We start from the raw sequence: 14,159 nt of genomic DNA on the forward strand, positions 1-14,159 counted from the left end.
GAACAACACGGAATCGCGGGGCGGCATCGACCGATTGTCCCGGTCGCCTTACTTCAGTGCGTCGAACGCGCGCGCGCGGATTTCATCCACGCTGCCCTGGCCCGAGATCTTGCGGTACTGCGGTGCTTCGACGATCGCGCCCGGGCTGCCGTGCTTGGCCCAGTCCGAATAGTAGGCGACCAGCGGCTTGGTTTGCGACTCATACACTGCGAGGCGCTTCTTGACCGTTTCTTCCTTGTCGTCGTCGCGTTGGACGAGCGGTTCGCCGGTCACGTCGTCGACGCCTTCGACCTTCGGCGGATTGAACTTGACGTGGTACGTACGGCCCGATGCCGGGTGCGTACGACGACCGCTCATGCGGGTGATGATTTCATCGAACGGCACGTCGATTTCGAGGACGAAGTCGATGGCGACACCGGCTTCCTTCATGGCTTCCGCTTGCGCGATGGTGCGCGGGAAACCGTCGAACAGATAACCGTTCTTGCAATCGTCGGCCGTCAGACGTTCCTTGACCATGCCGATGATGACGCCGTCCGGCACCAGATCGCCTGCATCCATGAAGCGCTTGGCTTCGAGGCCGAGTTGCGTGCCTTCCTTGATCGCGGCGCGCAGCATGTCGCCGGTCGAGATTTGCGGGATGCCGAATTTTTCTTTGATGAAAGTGGCTTGGGTGCCTTTGCCGGCCCCGGGTGCCCCCAACAAAATCAGACGCATCGATGACTCCTGAAAGTTTGTGATTTGTGAATGCTGTGCGTGCGGCAGGCAGGTGCGTCTCCGGTGCTCTGCGGCGGTTGCGGGTCCTGTGGACCGGCGAACCGCGCTGCGCGCAGACGTCGCGCCCGGCAGTGCGCGACGCGCGCGACCGGGAGGTCTGCTCGCGAGAATCAGAGCGATTATGCCACGTCATGCCCGCCCGGCGGCGTTTTGCAGACGGCCCGGTGTCGCGCCGATGCGATTTCCGGGACGCGCTTCGACGTCAGTTTTTCAGCAATGCGCGCACGCGTTCGAGGTCTTCGGCCGTGTCGACGCCCGGCAGCGGGGCATCGTCCGTCACGAGTACGGCAATGCGCTCGCCATGCCAAAGCGCACGCAATTGCTCGAGCGATTCAGCCGTCTCGATGGGTGCCTGCGGCAAACTCGGGTAGCTGCGCAGGAACTTGGCGCGATAGGCGTACAGGCCAATGTGACGAAACACCGGCGTGGTGGCGGCGGGCAGCGTGGCGACGCTCGCGAGTCCGGCGGACCAGGCGTCACGCGACCACGGAATCGGCGCACGTGAGAAATAGAGCGCGCGGCCGTGTGCATCGAGCACGACCTTGACGACGTTCGGCGAAAAGATCTCTGCGTTGTCGGTAATCGGATGTGCTGCTGTCGACAGCGCACATTCGGGGTGTTCGGCCAGATGGGCGGCGACGGCGTGCACCAGACGCGGATCGATCAGCGGCTCGTCGCCCTGAACATTGACGACAATGGTGTCGTCCGGCCAGCCCTGCGCTACGGCGACCTCGGCCAGACGGTCGGTGCCCGTCGGATGATCTGCGCGCGTCAGCACGACGTCGAATCCGTGGGCGGATACCGCATCGACAACGCTCTGTGCGTCGGTCGCCACGACAATCTGACGTGCCCCCGATTCGCGTGCTCGTTCGGCGACACGCACGACCATCGGTTTGCCACCGATATCGGCGAGCGGCTTGTTGGGCAGGCGCGTCGACGCCAGGCGCGCAGGCACCACGGCGACGAAGTCGGTGGTGACCGTGGCGGCAGTGCCGCTCGGTGCGCCGGTACGCAATGTCGTTTCGCTCACGATGCAGACTTGTCGTCGTTCATCGGAACGGGCGTGCCTTCGACGGACTGACGCGCTTCGTCGGCCAGCATGACGGGAATGCCGTCACGAATCGGATAAGCGAGCTTGTCTGCATGGCAAATCAGCTCCTGGGCTTTTTTATCCAGCTCCAGCGGGCCCTTGCACAACGGGCAGACGAGAATCTCAAACAGTCGGTTGTCCACGCAATTTCTCCACTACCAGTGATACGAGGCGCGCATCGAGCGCTGCCTCGGCAGGTACGGCCCACACACGCGGGTCGGACCAGGTGACGCATTTTACTGCATCCTTTTCGGTGATCAGGATGGCGTCCGCGGCCACGCCGTCGAACGGATTCGTCGCAAAGTCGTAATGATCGGGCAACGCCAGCGTCTCGATCTGCAACCCCGCTGCGCGCAATGCCGCGAAGAACCGCTCCGGCGCACCGATGCCGGCGGCGGCCAGCACGCGCTTACCCGCGAAGTGGGACAACGCGCGCGTGAGCGACGGCTGGCTGACGCACCACGCATTGCCCAACGTCAGCGTCAGACGCCACGTGTGGGGCCACTCCGGCAGCGTTCGACCATACGGATCGTTGATGAGGTTCGCGTCCCGTTGGCGCGACAACGGTTCGCGCAGCGGCCCCGCCGGTAGCAGAAAACCGTTGCCACCGAGGCGGTGATCGAAGACCGCGATTTCGACGTCGCGTGCCAGGGCGTAATGCTGAAGACCGTCGTCACAGACGATGACGTCGCATTCAGGATGCGCCGCAAGCAGCGCCCGACCGCCTTCCACGCGCGATGGCCAGACCCACACGGGCGCGCCGGTCCGTTTCGCGATCAGCAGCGGTTCGTCGCCAACGTCTTCCGGACGTGCCGTCTGCACGACTGCCGTCGGCCGTGTCAGCTTCGCCCCGTAGCCGCGCGAAAGCACACCGGGCGTATAGCCGTGTTCACGCAACGCGCCGACCAACGCGATGACGGTCGGGGTCTTGCCCGTGCCGCCCACCGTAAGATTGCCGACGACCACCACCGGGACCGGCAGCCGCGTCGATGTTTTCCAGCCACGGCGAAAACGCATGCGTCGCCATGCGGCAATGCCGCCGAAGACCCACGAAAGCGGCCACAGCAGCCAGGCGGCGAGCCCCCGGCGTTGCCACTGCGCCGTGACCCAATGGACCAGCGAGCCCGACAGGCGCGGTACGATGGCGCGAGCGCGCGCACCCTGCGCGGTGTCCGGCTGTCGCGGTGTTTGTCGTGTCATCGGGACGGTTGCGCAGGCGCGCCGTGCGCCGTCGTCGAACGGGCGGCGAAGGTCAGACGCGACAACCCTGCTTCGCGTGCCGCTTCCATCACATTGATGACGGATTGATGCGCGCTCTTTGCGTCGGCGTTGATGATGATGACCGGTGGCTCGGCACCGGTATTGGCAGGGCCGGCCGCCTGACGCAGCGCGGCCGTCAGGCCGGCAACGTCACGTTGCGCCAGCGCATGCCGGTCGATCGCATAACTGCCGTCGGCACCGACCGAAACGACGATCTGACGCGGCGGCACGACCGCCTTTTCCGCGTCCGCCGTGGGCAGATTGACCTTCAGCGCGGTGTAGCGCGTGTAGGTCGTCGTGACCATCAGAAAGATCAAAATGACGAGCAGCACGTCGATGAGCGGGATCAGATTGATCTCCGGTTCGTCGCGCGTGGAGAGACCTCGACGGAAATTCATCGCATGTCTCTCGAATCAGTGCCGCGGCAGCGTGGCATCGAGAAAATGGACCGCTTGCGTTTCGAGTTCGACGAGAAAGGCGTCGACGCGGGTGCGGTAGTAGCGATAGAAAATCATCGCCGGAATCGCGATCATCAGCCCGAAGCCGGTGTTGTAAAGCGCGACGGAGATGCCGTGCGCCAGTTGGGCCGGATCGGTGCCCGTTGCGTCCTGCGCACCGAAGATTTCGATCATGCCGACCACCGTGCCGAACAGGCCCATGAGCGGTGCGACCGAGGCGATGGTGCCCAGCGCGGGCAGAAAGCGCTCCAGTTCATGAGCGACGGCACGCCCCGTTTCCTCCAGTGCCTCTTTCGCGCCTTCGCGCGGGCCCTGCGGATTGTGGGCGACGTAGCGCACGCCGGTTGCGAGCACGCGACCCAGCATGGAGCCGCGCGCCAGTGCTTCGGTGGCGTCCTGCTTGGCCGCGCCGCGGCGCGCGAGCGTGATCGCGTTTTCGAGCACACCGGTCGGCAGCACGCGTGTGCGGCGAAGCGACAGGGCGCGCTCGACGATCAGGGCGAGGGCAATGACGGAAGCGATGAGAAGTGGCCAGATGGGCCAGCCGGCGGCCTGGATGACGGCGAACAAAGAGACCTCTTGCTTGTTGCGGGGGATGGGCAAACGAGTCCGAACTGTAGCGTGCAGGGGGGGGATGGGCAAGCACCGTTTTCCACACCTGACGAGCACAAGGATGTGGACAACCTTTGGATACTCTCAGCAACTCTTTGACGCGGTGGAACTTTTTAGTTCGTGATGAAAAAGTGGGCAATGAGCTGTTTCAGAAATGAACACCTCCGCAATCTCGCAAATCCCAAGATTTCACCGTCAGCCTGTGGATAACTATGTGTACATGTCGGCCTCTGAAGATATATCTTGCTGTGTGCCACGCAAACATGCCTTTTTACGCCGTGGAAGCCCCCCGGAAAGCCCGGTAAATCAAGGGTTTGCACCCGGCGTGTAGGAATTGTCGGGCATACCGGCGCGAAAACCCTTAAATTAGCGGGCCTGTGGACAGTTTTTCGTCAGCGCACACGCATGAACCTATCTTTCGATGACGCCCGGCCCACTGGTGGTGCGGATCGCGTACTTAGTGTTTCGGATTTGAACAAAGCCGTTGCCGGCGTGCTGGAGCGGAGTTTCCCGCTGGCATGGGTCAGCGGCGAGATTTCGAACTTCACGCGCGCCGCCAGCGGCCATTGGTATTTCTCGATCAAGGACGCACAGGCGCAAATGCGTTGCGTGATGTTCCGCGGTCGCGCGCAGCACGCGGATTTCTCACCGAAAGAGGGCGATCGCGTCGAGGTTCGCGCCTTGCTCTCCATGTATGTGCCGCGCGGCGAGGTGCAACTCAACGTCGAGGCGATCCGGCGCGCGGGGCAGGGCAATCTCTATGAGGCCTTCCTGCGGCTGAAGGAAAAACTCGCTGCTGCCGGGCTGTTCGATGCCGGGCGCAAGCGTGAATTGCCGCGTTATGCCCGTCGCGTGGGCGTTGTGACGTCGTTGCAGGCGGCCGCGTTACGTGACGTGCTCACAACGCTCGCGCGTCGCGCCCCGCATGTGAGCGTTGTCATCTATCCCGCGCCGGTACAGGGCGCGGACGCCGCCACAAAGCTCGCGGCAGCGCTCGACACGGCCAATGCGCGGCGCGAAGTCGATACCCTGCTGTTGTGCCGGGGCGGCGGGTCTATCGAGGATCTCTGGGCATTCAACGAAGAAGTGCTGGCGCACGCGATCGCGCGCAGCGAACTGCCGGTGGTCTCCGGCGTCGGGCACGAAACCGATTTCACGATTGCCGACTTCGTGGCGGACGTGCGTGCGCCCACGCCGACGGCGGCGGCCGAGTTGATCTCGGCGGCGCGAGACGAGTGCCTGCGCGAGGTCGACCGGGAGCGTCAGCGTCTGAGCCGTGCCATGCGCCGCACACTGGAGCAGCGCGCCCAGCAACTCGACAGCCTGTCGCGCTCAATGGTCTCACCGCGCGAGCGTCTGGCGCGCCAGCGCGGGGAACTGGCGCACCTGGCCGATCGCATGCGACACGCGCTCGAACGCCCGCTGGCCCAACGTCGCAGCCGATTCGAGATGCTGCGGCTGCGTCACGCGCGGGCGGTGCCGGATGTCGCGTCGCAACATGAGCGCGTGGCATTGCTCGAACAACGTCTTCAGACGGCCATGTCGCGCCGTGCCGAGCGTTCTGCACAACGTCTGACCGATGCCACCGCGCAACTTGAACTGCTCAACCCGCGCCGCACGCTGCAACGCGGTTATGCCGCAGTGCTGGATGCGAAGGGGCAGCCGCTGCGGGACCCCAGGAAACTTCAGCGTGGCCAGCAAGTGACCATGCATCTGGCGGACGGGGCGGCGGACGTGGGCATTGGTGACGTACAGGTCAGGCTAGACGATACTTTTTAGTCGGCACGGTTCGGCAAAGCTGGCGAATCGCAGGCATCGTGCGTCGATTAGCCGGGATCGGCAAACAATCGTCACATTGATAAGGCAGAGTGCGGCAAACCAAGTACCCGTTGGGTTTGCGGGGTTTTCGCATCTGCCCTAGAATCGATGGCTCCGGATAACGCAAAATCGGGTTCCCCTCAGAGCACAAAGGACAATTGCCATGGAACACAAGCTCCCTGAACTGCCGTACGCCATCGATGCACTGGCGCCGACCATCTCCAAGGAAACGATGGAGTATCACTACGGCAAGCACCATCAAGCCTATGTGACCAACTTGAACAACCTGATCAAGGGCACCGAATTCGAAAACGCCAGCCTCGAAGACATCATCAAGAAGTCGTCGGGCGGCGTGTTCAACAACGCAGCACAGGTGTGGAACCACACCTTCTTCTGGAACACGCTGTCGCCGAAGGGCGGTGGTGCTCCGACCGGCGCGCTGGCTGACGCCATCAACGCCAAGTTCGGCTCGTTCGACGCCTTCAAGGAAACGTTCTCGAAGTCGGCCGTGGGCAACTTCGGTTCGGGCTGGACGTGGCTCGTGAAGAAGGCCGACGGTTCGGTCGACATCGTGAACACCAGCAACGCTGCCACGCCGCTGACCGGCGCCGACAAGCCGCTGATCACGATCGACGTGTGGGAACACGCCTACTACATCGACTACCGCAATGCCCGTCCGAAGTTCGTCGAGGCATTCTGGAACCTCGTCAACTGGGAATTCGCCGCGAAGAACTTCGCGTAATCGACGCTCCCGGAATTTGCCGGCCGACATAGAGTCGACTTCAGTGAGCCTTCACTGAAGGGCACGTCAGACGCCCAACCCGAGCGTCTGGCGTCGCCGGCAAAACTCAACACGCTACTCGCGACATCAACGCACGATTTCGGCCCATCGTTTGCCGCATCGCTGCTGCAATACCTTCCCGCCTCAAAACATCTCACGTCGCTATCGCGCTTTTTGCGATGCTGTGCCGGTGAATTCCGTTTCCTCGCGGATGACGCCCTTCGTTTTCAACAGTCGCCGGATTGCAAGCTTTCGCGCTGTGTTTGATCGACGTCAACGTTCGTACGCGGGCACCTCGTTAGAGTGAATCCTTCAATCCGAACGGACAACGTATGCCAGACCCTGCGCCATCGCGCGAGGCCACCACGGCCATTGCGCATCTCTCGTTCGACACCCGACGTGTCGACGCCTCCGAAGACACACTGCCGCGGTTCTGGCTTGCCGACCCGCAACTGATGCGCAGCCTGCCCCCCGCCGCCTGGACGCTCTTTCGGCTGGCCGAGTACAAGCGCGGTGGGACGGCCACACACATGTGGCGCGTTGGCGCGCTGGCATGGCGATTCGCACAATCGTTAGGGATGTCCGCCATCAAGGCACAGGCGCTGGGGCTCGCGGCGGCGCTGCACGACACCGGCAAGCTTTGCATTCCGAATTCGATACTGGAGAAGCCGGGCAGGTTGTCGCCCGATGAGATCTTGACGATGCGTATGCATCCGCAGTTGGGGGCCGAGATGCTGACTGCCATCGGCGGTGCGGCATGCGAGTTGGCGGCCACGGTGGCACGCACGCATCACGAACGTTATGACGGCACCGGCTATCCCTACGGGCTTTCCGGCAACCGCATTCCGTTGGCCGGACGCATTGTGGCACTGGTCGACGTTTTCGATGCACTCGCCAGCCATCGTCCGTATCGCGCGGCGTTAAGTCCGGCGCAGATCGTCGGCGCGATGCTCGCCGAGCGTGGACGTCACTTCGATCCGTGGTTGCTGGATCGATTTCTCGAGCAATCGCTCAGCGCGGCGCTGGAAATATCGAGCGGCGCGCATTAGCTACCGCTCGCGTGCCGCAGGAAGGATGCGCCGGTGGACGACGGCGCAGCAGGAGAGGGAGGTCGTATAACGATCAGCGCGGCAAGCCGGAGATCTTCGAACCTGCCTTGATGTTCTTCTTGGCGAACCAGCCCTTGTTCATCTCAAGTGCGTATCGCACAGCAGCACGGGGGCAATGGTTGTCTTCCGTTTGCGGTGCCATGTCTTCGATGTTCACGATCGTGCCGTCATCAGCAAGAAACGCGATGGACAGCGGCAGGTCGGTGTTCTTCATCCAGAAGCAGTGCCCGGCGCTCTGTTCGAACACGAAGAGCATGCCAGCATTGTCGGCCATGGCTTTGCGATACATCAGACCTTGTTCGCGGTCCTGCTCGTTCGCGGCAACTTCGGCCTTGATGAGATACATGCCGGCTGAGAGTTGCACGGTCGGGAAATCGCCGGGCTGCTTGATTTGTGCAGCGGCGCTGGCCGGCGCGAGTGCCATGACGGCTGCGATGCTGGTGAACGTGGCGCTGGCGGCGAGCGCGGCCAGTTGACGCGAAATCCGGATCACAAAAGACTCCTGAGAAGATCGGGGGGACGTCAAGAATACGGTCGGACGACAGTCGATTTTCCGCAGCAATTTCGTCGGAATGCAGCGAATTTGCCTGGGAAGAATAGCGGATCATTGTATCTGCCGGACGAAAAAAAAGCAGGTTGCACGAGCAACCTGCTTGTTACCGTCCGTTGCGCAGGCGTGCTGCGCGACGCGGTACTTACTTGCTTGCAGCGGCCGGAGCTTCAGCAGCAGCAGCCTTCTTGGCCGACTTCTTGTGCGACGACTTCTTGTGTGCCTTCTTCTTGGCAGCCGGCTTGCTAGCAGCAGCCGGAGCAGCCGTGTCGGCAGCAGCCGGAGCAGCAGCTTGGGCGAACACGCCCGTTGCGAACAGGCCAGCGACCAGGGCAGCGATCAGTTTTTTCATGAGATTCCTCGTTGGAGCTCGATGTTTGGGTGGTGTACTCGTTGACCCGCGAAGTGAGTCATCTCCTTTAACGTCCCGTCGGAACATCGGTTGACAACCCGCACGCGGATTTTTTCGACGACAAGTATTACGGCTTGTTACCGACCGGCGGTTGGCTCATCGGCTTCTTGGCGTGCTTCTTGTGGTGATGCTTTTTGTGCTTGGTGGTCTTCTTCGCTGGCGTGGCGTGGTCCGCCATCGGAGCGGCCGTAGCAGGCGCTGCTGCTGCGGGTGCCGCCGGAGCGACAGGCGCCGTCGCAGGCGCCGATTGTTGGGCCATCGCGGCACCGGACACGATCAGGCCGGCGGTCAGTGCGAGCAGCAGTTTGTTCATGATGTGGTTTCCTCGTTTCGGTAGTGGTGCGTATGTTGCGCACCTGTTCCCTCAACGAGATGGACGACGGCTGCGTTGACCGGAAAGTGTAAGTATTTGTTGCGGCAGTTCGCACCACTGACCAGGTGCGAGGTTCAACGAAAAGACGTCGACGGGGCCGATGGCGACGCGCACGAGCCGAAGCGTCGGTTTGCCGACGGCCGCCGTCATGCGTCTGACCTGACGATTCTTGCCTTCGACGAGTTTGATTTCGAGCCAGTGCGTCGGAATGCTGGCGCGGTAGCGGATCGGCGGATTGCGCGCCCAGAGATGCGCAGGCTCGGGGATTTCGCGCGCCTCGCACGGTAGCGTGACGAAGTCGCCCAGGTCGAGTCCGCCACGAAGACGGGCTACGGCCGCTTCGTCGTACGCCCCTTCGACCTGTGCCCAATACGTCTTGGGCAGCTTTCGCTCCGGCTCGGCAATGCGCGCCTGCAAGCGGCCGTCGTCGGTAAGTAGCAGCAAGCCTTCGCTGTCGGCGTCGAGACGACCTGCCGGATAAACGTCCGGGAGATCGATGCACTCGGCGAGCGTCGGGCGTGTCGGATGCGGCGAAAACTGGCAGATCGTACCGAAGGGCTTATTGAGTGCGAGAAGTGTCATACCGGGTGATGGCGAGGGGGATGGCCGAGGAAGCTGGTCAGCGGCGACATGTTAATGCATAATCGAAAACGTCACTCTTATGTCTTATATAAGACTTGATTTGTGTCACACGCATTTCGAAGCGCTATGACTAAAATAAGGCAGCGCTGCGCAGGGGCGACCACGTATCCACCACAATGCAGTTTCGTGGTGCGCACGTACCGGCCGCTCATCGGCTGCTCATGCGGTCCGACGCAAGCCATCTGATGCATGCATTCCGATCCATCCAATTGGAGCCCCACCATGTCGTATCAGCACATCAAGGTCCCCGCAGGCGAGAAGATCACGGTCAACAAGGATTTCTCCCTGAACGTGCCGGACAATCCGATCATCCCGTACATCGAAGGTGACGGCACGGGCGTGGACATTACGCCGGTGATGCTCAAGGTCGTCGACGCCGCGGTGGAAAAGGCCTATGGCGGCAAGCGCAAGATCAGCTGGATGGAGATCTACGCGGGCGAGAAGTCGACGCGTATCTATGGTCCGGACGTGTGGCTGCCCGACGAAACGCTTCAGGTTGTGAAGGACTACGTCGTGTCGATCAAGGGGCCGTTGACGACGCCGGTCGGTGGCGGCATTCGCTCGCTCAACGTGGCGCTGCGCCAGCAACTCGATCTGTACGTGTGTTTGCGTCCGGTGCAGTACTTCAAGGGTGTGCCGTCGCCGGTGCGTCAACCGGAGAAGATCAACATGGTGATCTTCCGCGAGAACTCGGAAGACATCTATGCGGGCATCGAGTGGGAAGCCGAATCGGCGGGCGCGAAGAAGTTGATCGCGTTCTTGCAGAACGAGATGGGCGTGAGCAAGATTCGCTTTCCGGAGACGTCGGGTATTGGCGTGAAACCGGTGTCGCGCGAAGGCACCGAGCGTCTTGTGCGCAAGGCGATTCAGTACGCCATCGACAATAACCGCGACACGGTGACGCTCGTGCACAAGGGCAACATCATGAAGTTCACCGAAGGCGCGTTCCGCGACTGGGGCTACGAACTGGCGAAGAAGGAGTTTGCGGCGACGGAGATTGACGGTGGTCCGTGGTGCAAGGTGAAGAATCCGAAGACGGGCAAGGAGATCACCATCAAGGATTCGATTGCTGACGCCTTCCTGCAACAGATTCTGCTGCGTCCCGCCGAGTACGACGTGATTGCGACGCTGAACCTGAATGGCGATTACGTTTCCGATGCGCTCGCCGCACAGGTCGGTGGCATCGGTATCGCGCCGGGTGCAAACCTGTCCGATTCGGTGGCGATGTTCGAAGCGACGCACGGCACTGCGCCGAAGTACGCGGGCAAGGACTACGTGAATCCGGGCTCGGAGATTCTGTCGGCGGAGATGATGCTGCGTCATATGGGCTGGACGGAGGCTGCGGATCGCATCATCGCGTCGATGGAAAAATCGATTCTGTCGAAGAAGGTGACGTACGACTTTGCGCGTCTGATGGAGGGTGCGACGCAGGTGTCGTGCTCCGGTTTCGGCGACGTGATGATCGAGAACATGTGACGACGCCATCGTGGCGCACGTTGCGCCACATTGCCTCACACAAACCCCGACAAAGTGACTCGCGTCGGGGTTTTTTGCGTAATGAGGGCTGGGGTAGGACACGCAGCTAACGGCGGCTTCTATCGTGATCATGCCGGCCCGTAAATTGTGCGTCCCACATCGCCCCCAGCGCGTAGCTTCCGGCGACGCACAGACTGATGCGGCTCGCGTTTGCGAGCCCATCAACGATCGTCGACGACGTCACGCAGATCAGCAGTAGCCATTGAGGGAAGAATGCAACGCCAAAGGCGAAGTCATGGGATATCGCGAGGGGCCTGCGACCGCGCTTTTGCCGGGTTCGCCACATTTGCCATGCGACGTACGAAACCCCACTGATCGCGGCACCGCAATCGACCCAATTGGCATCGAATTGAAAGTCCTGCCACATATCGTGTCACCGTCGGCGGAAGATCCAGATCGCGGCGAGTGCCGCGGTCACGAGACCGACGATGTCGCGCGGATCGTAGGGAAGATTCGTACGGCCAATGACGACGCCTGTCAGCGTGGCACCGATTAGCGCAAAGTTGGTAACGTGCCGGAGTTTCTTTCGGGTTTCGGAAGGGAGTCGGATCATCGAGTTTTGTGGACGAGTACAGCGCGGGGGGCACGGAAGAAATTCTATTTCGTCCCAATACGTCGAGCGCAAGCGGTTCGTCGCAAATCGCCTGGGAAATCCGAATAATCCCGAAGAGGGCCGCCGCGTCACCGTATGACGATGCGCGTCGTGACGAGGTGGTCGCCTGTGTTGGGGGTGTGGCTGCCGAACTCTCGCGGGAAACCGACGCGCCATGTCACGACGTCGGTGCCTGGCACGCCACCGGCCTGATACCAGACGATCATGCCCGAGAACTTCATGTCCTCGCATCGCTGACCTTTCGGGACCGTATAGCTGATCCACTCAGGGGCAACCTCGCCGAGCGTGGGGCGTGAATCGAGTTCGAAGGTCGGCGAGCCAAGGTCGCGGCACAGTACGCTGTGGTTCGTCTGCTCCCAAATCATGATCTTCTGACCGACCGCGGCTTCCACTTCCTGCGTCGGCGGCGGAAATGTCGAATCCGGTGGTTCGGCGCTCGCCGCGCTCGCGCCGAGTGCGCACGTCACCCACACGGCTTTCCACAGCCAGTGCGGTAAGTGCACCATAGGCCGCGCATACGACGCACCCAATGCCCTTCCGGTGGTGTCCATGACGGATCTCCCACCCCCCGTGGCAGCCGGCGCAGGGGTGTTCTCCTCCCCGAAAACCGCGTCGGCAGACGCTTTCATTACAGTGCACGAAAGACGACAACGCAAGGTGCGGTCAATCCTAGGTCGCGTGCTACGCTTTTAACGTTGTTATCCGCACTATCCCCGAGAGGACGAAGATGAAGGTCAACCGCATTGTTGCGAATCTCGCCGCACCGTCGCCACAGGCGCTGCAAGCGGCGCAGCGCTTTTACGGCGAACTGCTGGGGCTCGATTTGCTGATGGACCACGGCTGGATTGCGACGTACGGCAATGCGTCGAAGATGTCCGTGCAGATGAGCGTCGCTACCGAAGGCGGCAACGGCACGCCGGTGCCGGACCTTTCCATCGAAGTGGATGACGTCGACGAGGCGCTTGCCCGTATGCGCGCGGCAGACGTCGCCGTCGAATACGGCCCTGCCGACGAACCCTGGGGCGTGCGACGTTTCTATGTTCGCGATCCGCTCGGTCGTCTGCTCAACATCCTCGCGCATCGCTGATTGGCGCTCGCATCACGAGGGGGCCGGACGCATAGCGCGTTGATGTCGCTCACGGCGCACGTCATCACCGCTTCACTTTGACTTTCCCGCCATCCCGGTCCATCGCCAGTCGAAGCGCGCTGCGAGTTGTTGTGCTTCGAACGCTTGCGCGACGTGATCGACAAACACGCGTGTGCGCAACGGCAGCAGCTTCTTGTTCGAGTAGTAGATGGACACGCCGCCGTACTCGTCGAACCATCCGGGCAGCAAACGCTGAAGACGGCCGTCCGCGAGCATCGGCGCGGCGTGCGGCATGGGCAATAGCGCCACGCCATAGCCCAGCGCAACGGCATGCGCCATCGCCTCGGGATCGTCGAAGATCATCCGCGTTCGGGCTTCGACGGTGACGCGCTCACCCTCGACATTGCGCAAGTCCCACGCGCGCAAACGTCCCGTCATGCCGGAGCGCCGGATCACCGCGTCGAATGCGCTCAGCTCGGACGGGTGCGTCGGCGCCTTGCGTCCCGCCATATAGGTGGCCGACGCACACATCACGGCATAGGTCGGCGCGAGACGCCGCGCGATGACGCCCGGCGTCAGTTCGATGCCACCGCCGATAGCGGCATCGAATCCTTCGCCGACAACGTCCACGCTGCGATTGTCGAAGCGCCAGTCGGGCACGATGTCCGGATAGCGGGCGAGAAAGTCGCCGAGCATCGGCACGAGATACTCACGCCCGAACGAGTGCGCCACGCTCACTTTGAGCGTTCCCGACGGTGCACTCTCGCGCTCGGCCGCACGTGAAAACGCGTCGGTCAGGGCGGCGAACGGGCTGTCGACATCGAGCAGGAATCGTTCGCCGCCCGCTGTCAGCGTCAGACTGCGGGTGCTGCGATGAAACAGTCGCAGGCCAAGTTGCGCCTCAAGTCGCGCCACGTTTTTGCTGACGGCGGCGGGCGTTATGCCCAGCCGACGGGCGGCCGCCGAAAAGCTGCCCGCGCGGGCGCTCAGTACAAACGATTCGATCAGATGCAGCGCATCCATCTCTCACCTGTTCCATCGAGT

General features: G+C 62.3%; 17 protein-coding genes. 5 read left to right on the forward strand and 12 right to left on the reverse strand.

Going from position 1 to position 14,159, the window contains the following annotated elements; genetic code table 11:
- Positions 1 to 48: 48 nt before the first annotated feature.
- From adk to PAQ31011_RS13260, 6 genes are all read right to left on the reverse strand, one after another.
- On the reverse strand, positions 49 to 714 hold the full coding sequence (gene adk / locus PAQ31011_RS13235; protein WP_150576236.1) for an adenylate kinase: 666 nt from the start codon (positions 712 to 714) through the stop codon (positions 49 to 51).
- Between the two features lie 262 nt (positions 715 to 976).
- Positions 977 to 1,789, reverse strand: coding sequence for a 3-deoxy-manno-octulosonate cytidylyltransferase (gene kdsB / locus PAQ31011_RS13240; protein ID WP_150576466.1), 813 nt, complete (start codon positions 1,787 to 1,789; stop codon positions 977 to 979).
- Positions 1,790 to 1,800: 11 nt separating this feature from the next.
- Complete coding sequence (locus tag PAQ31011_RS13245; RefSeq protein ID WP_039400921.1) at positions 1,801 to 2,007, reverse strand: Trm112 family protein; 207 nt, start codon at positions 2,005 to 2,007, stop codon at positions 1,801 to 1,803.
- The gene (gene lpxK / locus PAQ31011_RS13250; protein WP_246179542.1) at positions 1,988 to 3,064 is read right to left on the reverse strand and encodes a tetraacyldisaccharide 4'-kinase; all 1,077 of its coding nucleotides are present in this window, start codon (positions 3,062 to 3,064) and stop codon (positions 1,988 to 1,990) included. The genes PAQ31011_RS13245 and lpxK overlap by 20 nt, the downstream gene beginning before the upstream one ends.
- Complete coding sequence (locus tag PAQ31011_RS13255) at positions 3,061 to 3,522, reverse strand: ExbD/TolR family protein (protein ID WP_150576237.1); 462 nt, start codon at positions 3,520 to 3,522, stop codon at positions 3,061 to 3,063. The genes lpxK and PAQ31011_RS13255 overlap by 4 nt, the downstream gene beginning before the upstream one ends.
- Positions 3,523 to 3,537: 15 nt before the next feature.
- On the reverse strand, positions 3,538 to 4,152 hold the full coding sequence (locus tag PAQ31011_RS13260; RefSeq protein ID WP_150576238.1) for a MotA/TolQ/ExbB proton channel family protein: 615 nt from the start codon (positions 4,150 to 4,152) through the stop codon (positions 3,538 to 3,540).
- 447 nt (positions 4,153 to 4,599) lie between these two features.
- Between PAQ31011_RS13260 and xseA the strand changes: the two genes are divergently transcribed.
- The 3 genes from xseA to PAQ31011_RS13275 all read left to right on the forward strand — a co-directional run bounded on the left by xseA (position 4,600) and on the right by PAQ31011_RS13275 (position 7,842).
- On the forward strand, positions 4,600 to 5,973 hold the full coding sequence (gene xseA, locus PAQ31011_RS13265) for an exodeoxyribonuclease VII large subunit (protein WP_150576239.1): 1,374 nt from the start codon (positions 4,600 to 4,602) through the stop codon (positions 5,971 to 5,973).
- Positions 5,974 to 6,175: 202 nt separating this feature from the next.
- On the forward strand, positions 6,176 to 6,754 hold the full coding sequence (sodB, locus tag PAQ31011_RS13270; protein ID WP_150576240.1) for a superoxide dismutase [Fe]: 579 nt from the start codon (positions 6,176 to 6,178) through the stop codon (positions 6,752 to 6,754).
- A 371-nt stretch (positions 6,755 to 7,125) separates the two neighbouring features.
- On the forward strand, positions 7,126 to 7,842 hold the full coding sequence (locus PAQ31011_RS13275; RefSeq protein ID WP_150576241.1) for an HD-GYP domain-containing protein: 717 nt from the start codon (positions 7,126 to 7,128) through the stop codon (positions 7,840 to 7,842).
- Positions 7,843 to 7,915: 73 nt separating this feature from the next.
- Here the strand turns inward: PAQ31011_RS13275 and PAQ31011_RS13280 are convergent, their stop codons facing one another.
- The 4 genes from PAQ31011_RS13280 to PAQ31011_RS13295 form a co-directional block, all read right to left on the reverse strand.
- Entirely contained in the window at positions 7,916 to 8,395 is a 480-nt protein-coding gene (locus PAQ31011_RS13280) for a DUF192 domain-containing protein (protein ID WP_425495103.1), read from the reverse strand.
- Between the two features lie 202 nt (positions 8,396 to 8,597).
- Positions 8,598 to 8,804, reverse strand: a complete 207-nt coding sequence (locus PAQ31011_RS13285; protein WP_150576242.1) for a hypothetical protein — start codon at positions 8,802 to 8,804, stop codon at positions 8,598 to 8,600.
- A gap of 127 nt (positions 8,805 to 8,931) precedes the next feature.
- A complete protein-coding gene (locus PAQ31011_RS13290) occupies positions 8,932 to 9,177 on the reverse strand; it encodes a hypothetical protein (protein WP_150576243.1) in 246 nt (81 codons plus the stop codon).
- A gap of 51 nt (positions 9,178 to 9,228) precedes the next feature.
- Positions 9,229 to 9,819, reverse strand: coding sequence for a pseudouridine synthase (locus PAQ31011_RS13295; protein ID WP_150576244.1), 591 nt, complete (start codon positions 9,817 to 9,819; stop codon positions 9,229 to 9,231).
- A gap of 282 nt (positions 9,820 to 10,101) precedes the next feature.
- Here PAQ31011_RS13295 and icd point away from each other — a divergent pair, with 282 nt between their 5' ends.
- Positions 10,102 to 11,355, forward strand: coding sequence for an NADP-dependent isocitrate dehydrogenase (gene icd / locus PAQ31011_RS13300; RefSeq protein ID WP_150576245.1), 1,254 nt, complete (start codon positions 10,102 to 10,104; stop codon positions 11,353 to 11,355).
- A gap of 741 nt (positions 11,356 to 12,096) precedes the next feature.
- On the opposite strand, the gene PAQ31011_RS13305 is transcribed toward icd, so the two are convergent.
- A complete protein-coding gene (locus tag PAQ31011_RS13305; RefSeq protein WP_150576246.1) occupies positions 12,097 to 12,579 on the reverse strand; it encodes a hypothetical protein in 483 nt (160 codons plus the stop codon).
- Between the two features lie 176 nt (positions 12,580 to 12,755).
- Here PAQ31011_RS13305 and PAQ31011_RS13310 point away from each other — a divergent pair, with 176 nt between their 5' ends.
- Positions 12,756 to 13,115 (forward strand): VOC family protein, encoded by a 360-nt coding sequence (locus PAQ31011_RS13310; RefSeq protein WP_150576247.1) that lies wholly within the window; start codon positions 12,756 to 12,758, stop codon positions 13,113 to 13,115.
- 72 nt (positions 13,116 to 13,187) lie between these two features.
- Here PAQ31011_RS13310 and PAQ31011_RS13315 read toward each other — a convergent pair whose 3' ends face one another.
- On the reverse strand, positions 13,188 to 14,138 hold the full coding sequence (locus tag PAQ31011_RS13315; RefSeq protein WP_150576248.1) for a LysR family transcriptional regulator: 951 nt from the start codon (positions 14,136 to 14,138) through the stop codon (positions 13,188 to 13,190).
- Between the last annotated feature and the right edge of the window lie 21 nt (positions 14,139 to 14,159).

Origin of the sequence: Pandoraea aquatica (genome assembly GCF_902459565.1) — a bacterium.
Lineage (GTDB): Bacteria > Pseudomonadota > Gammaproteobacteria > Burkholderiales > Burkholderiaceae > Pandoraea > Pandoraea aquatica.

What these genes read in the sequence shown, in the direction of transcription:
- adk (WP_150576236.1), bottom strand. Translation starts at nt 714, where the DNA reads ATGCGTCTGATTTTGTTGGGGGCACCCGGGGCCGGCAAAGGCACCCAA.
- PAQ31011_RS13295 (WP_150576244.1), bottom strand. Translation starts at nt 9,819, where the DNA reads ATGACACTTCTCGCACTCAATAAGCCCTTCGGTACGATCTGCCAGTTT.
- xseA (WP_150576239.1), top strand. Translation starts at nt 4,600, where the DNA reads ATGAACCTATCTTTCGATGACGCCCGGCCCACTGGTGGTGCGGATCGC.
- PAQ31011_RS13285 (WP_150576242.1), bottom strand. Translation starts at nt 8,804, where the DNA reads ATGAAAAAACTGATCGCTGCCCTGGTCGCTGGCCTGTTCGCAACGGGC.
- PAQ31011_RS13310 (WP_150576247.1), top strand. Translation starts at nt 12,756, where the DNA reads ATGAAGGTCAACCGCATTGTTGCGAATCTCGCCGCACCGTCGCCACAG.
- PAQ31011_RS13290 (WP_150576243.1), bottom strand. Translation starts at nt 9,177, where the DNA reads ATGAACAAACTGCTGCTCGCACTGACCGCCGGCCTGATCGTGTCCGGT.
- PAQ31011_RS13305 (WP_150576246.1), bottom strand. Translation starts at nt 12,579, where the DNA reads ATGGACACCACCGGAAGGGCATTGGGTGCGTCGTATGCGCGGCCTATG.
- icd (WP_150576245.1), top strand. Translation starts at nt 10,102, where the DNA reads ATGTCGTATCAGCACATCAAGGTCCCCGCAGGCGAGAAGATCACGGTC.
- PAQ31011_RS13275 (WP_150576241.1), top strand. Translation starts at nt 7,126, where the DNA reads ATGCCAGACCCTGCGCCATCGCGCGAGGCCACCACGGCCATTGCGCAT.
- lpxK (WP_246179542.1), bottom strand. Translation starts at nt 3,064, where the DNA reads ATGACACGACAAACACCGCGACAGCCGGACACCGCGCAGGGTGCGCGC.
- PAQ31011_RS13255 (WP_150576237.1), bottom strand. Translation starts at nt 3,522, where the DNA reads ATGAATTTCCGTCGAGGTCTCTCCACGCGCGACGAACCGGAGATCAAT.
- PAQ31011_RS13315 (WP_150576248.1), bottom strand. Translation starts at nt 14,138, where the DNA reads ATGGATGCGCTGCATCTGATCGAATCGTTTGTACTGAGCGCCCGCGCG.
- sodB (WP_150576240.1), top strand. Translation starts at nt 6,176, where the DNA reads ATGGAACACAAGCTCCCTGAACTGCCGTACGCCATCGATGCACTGGCG.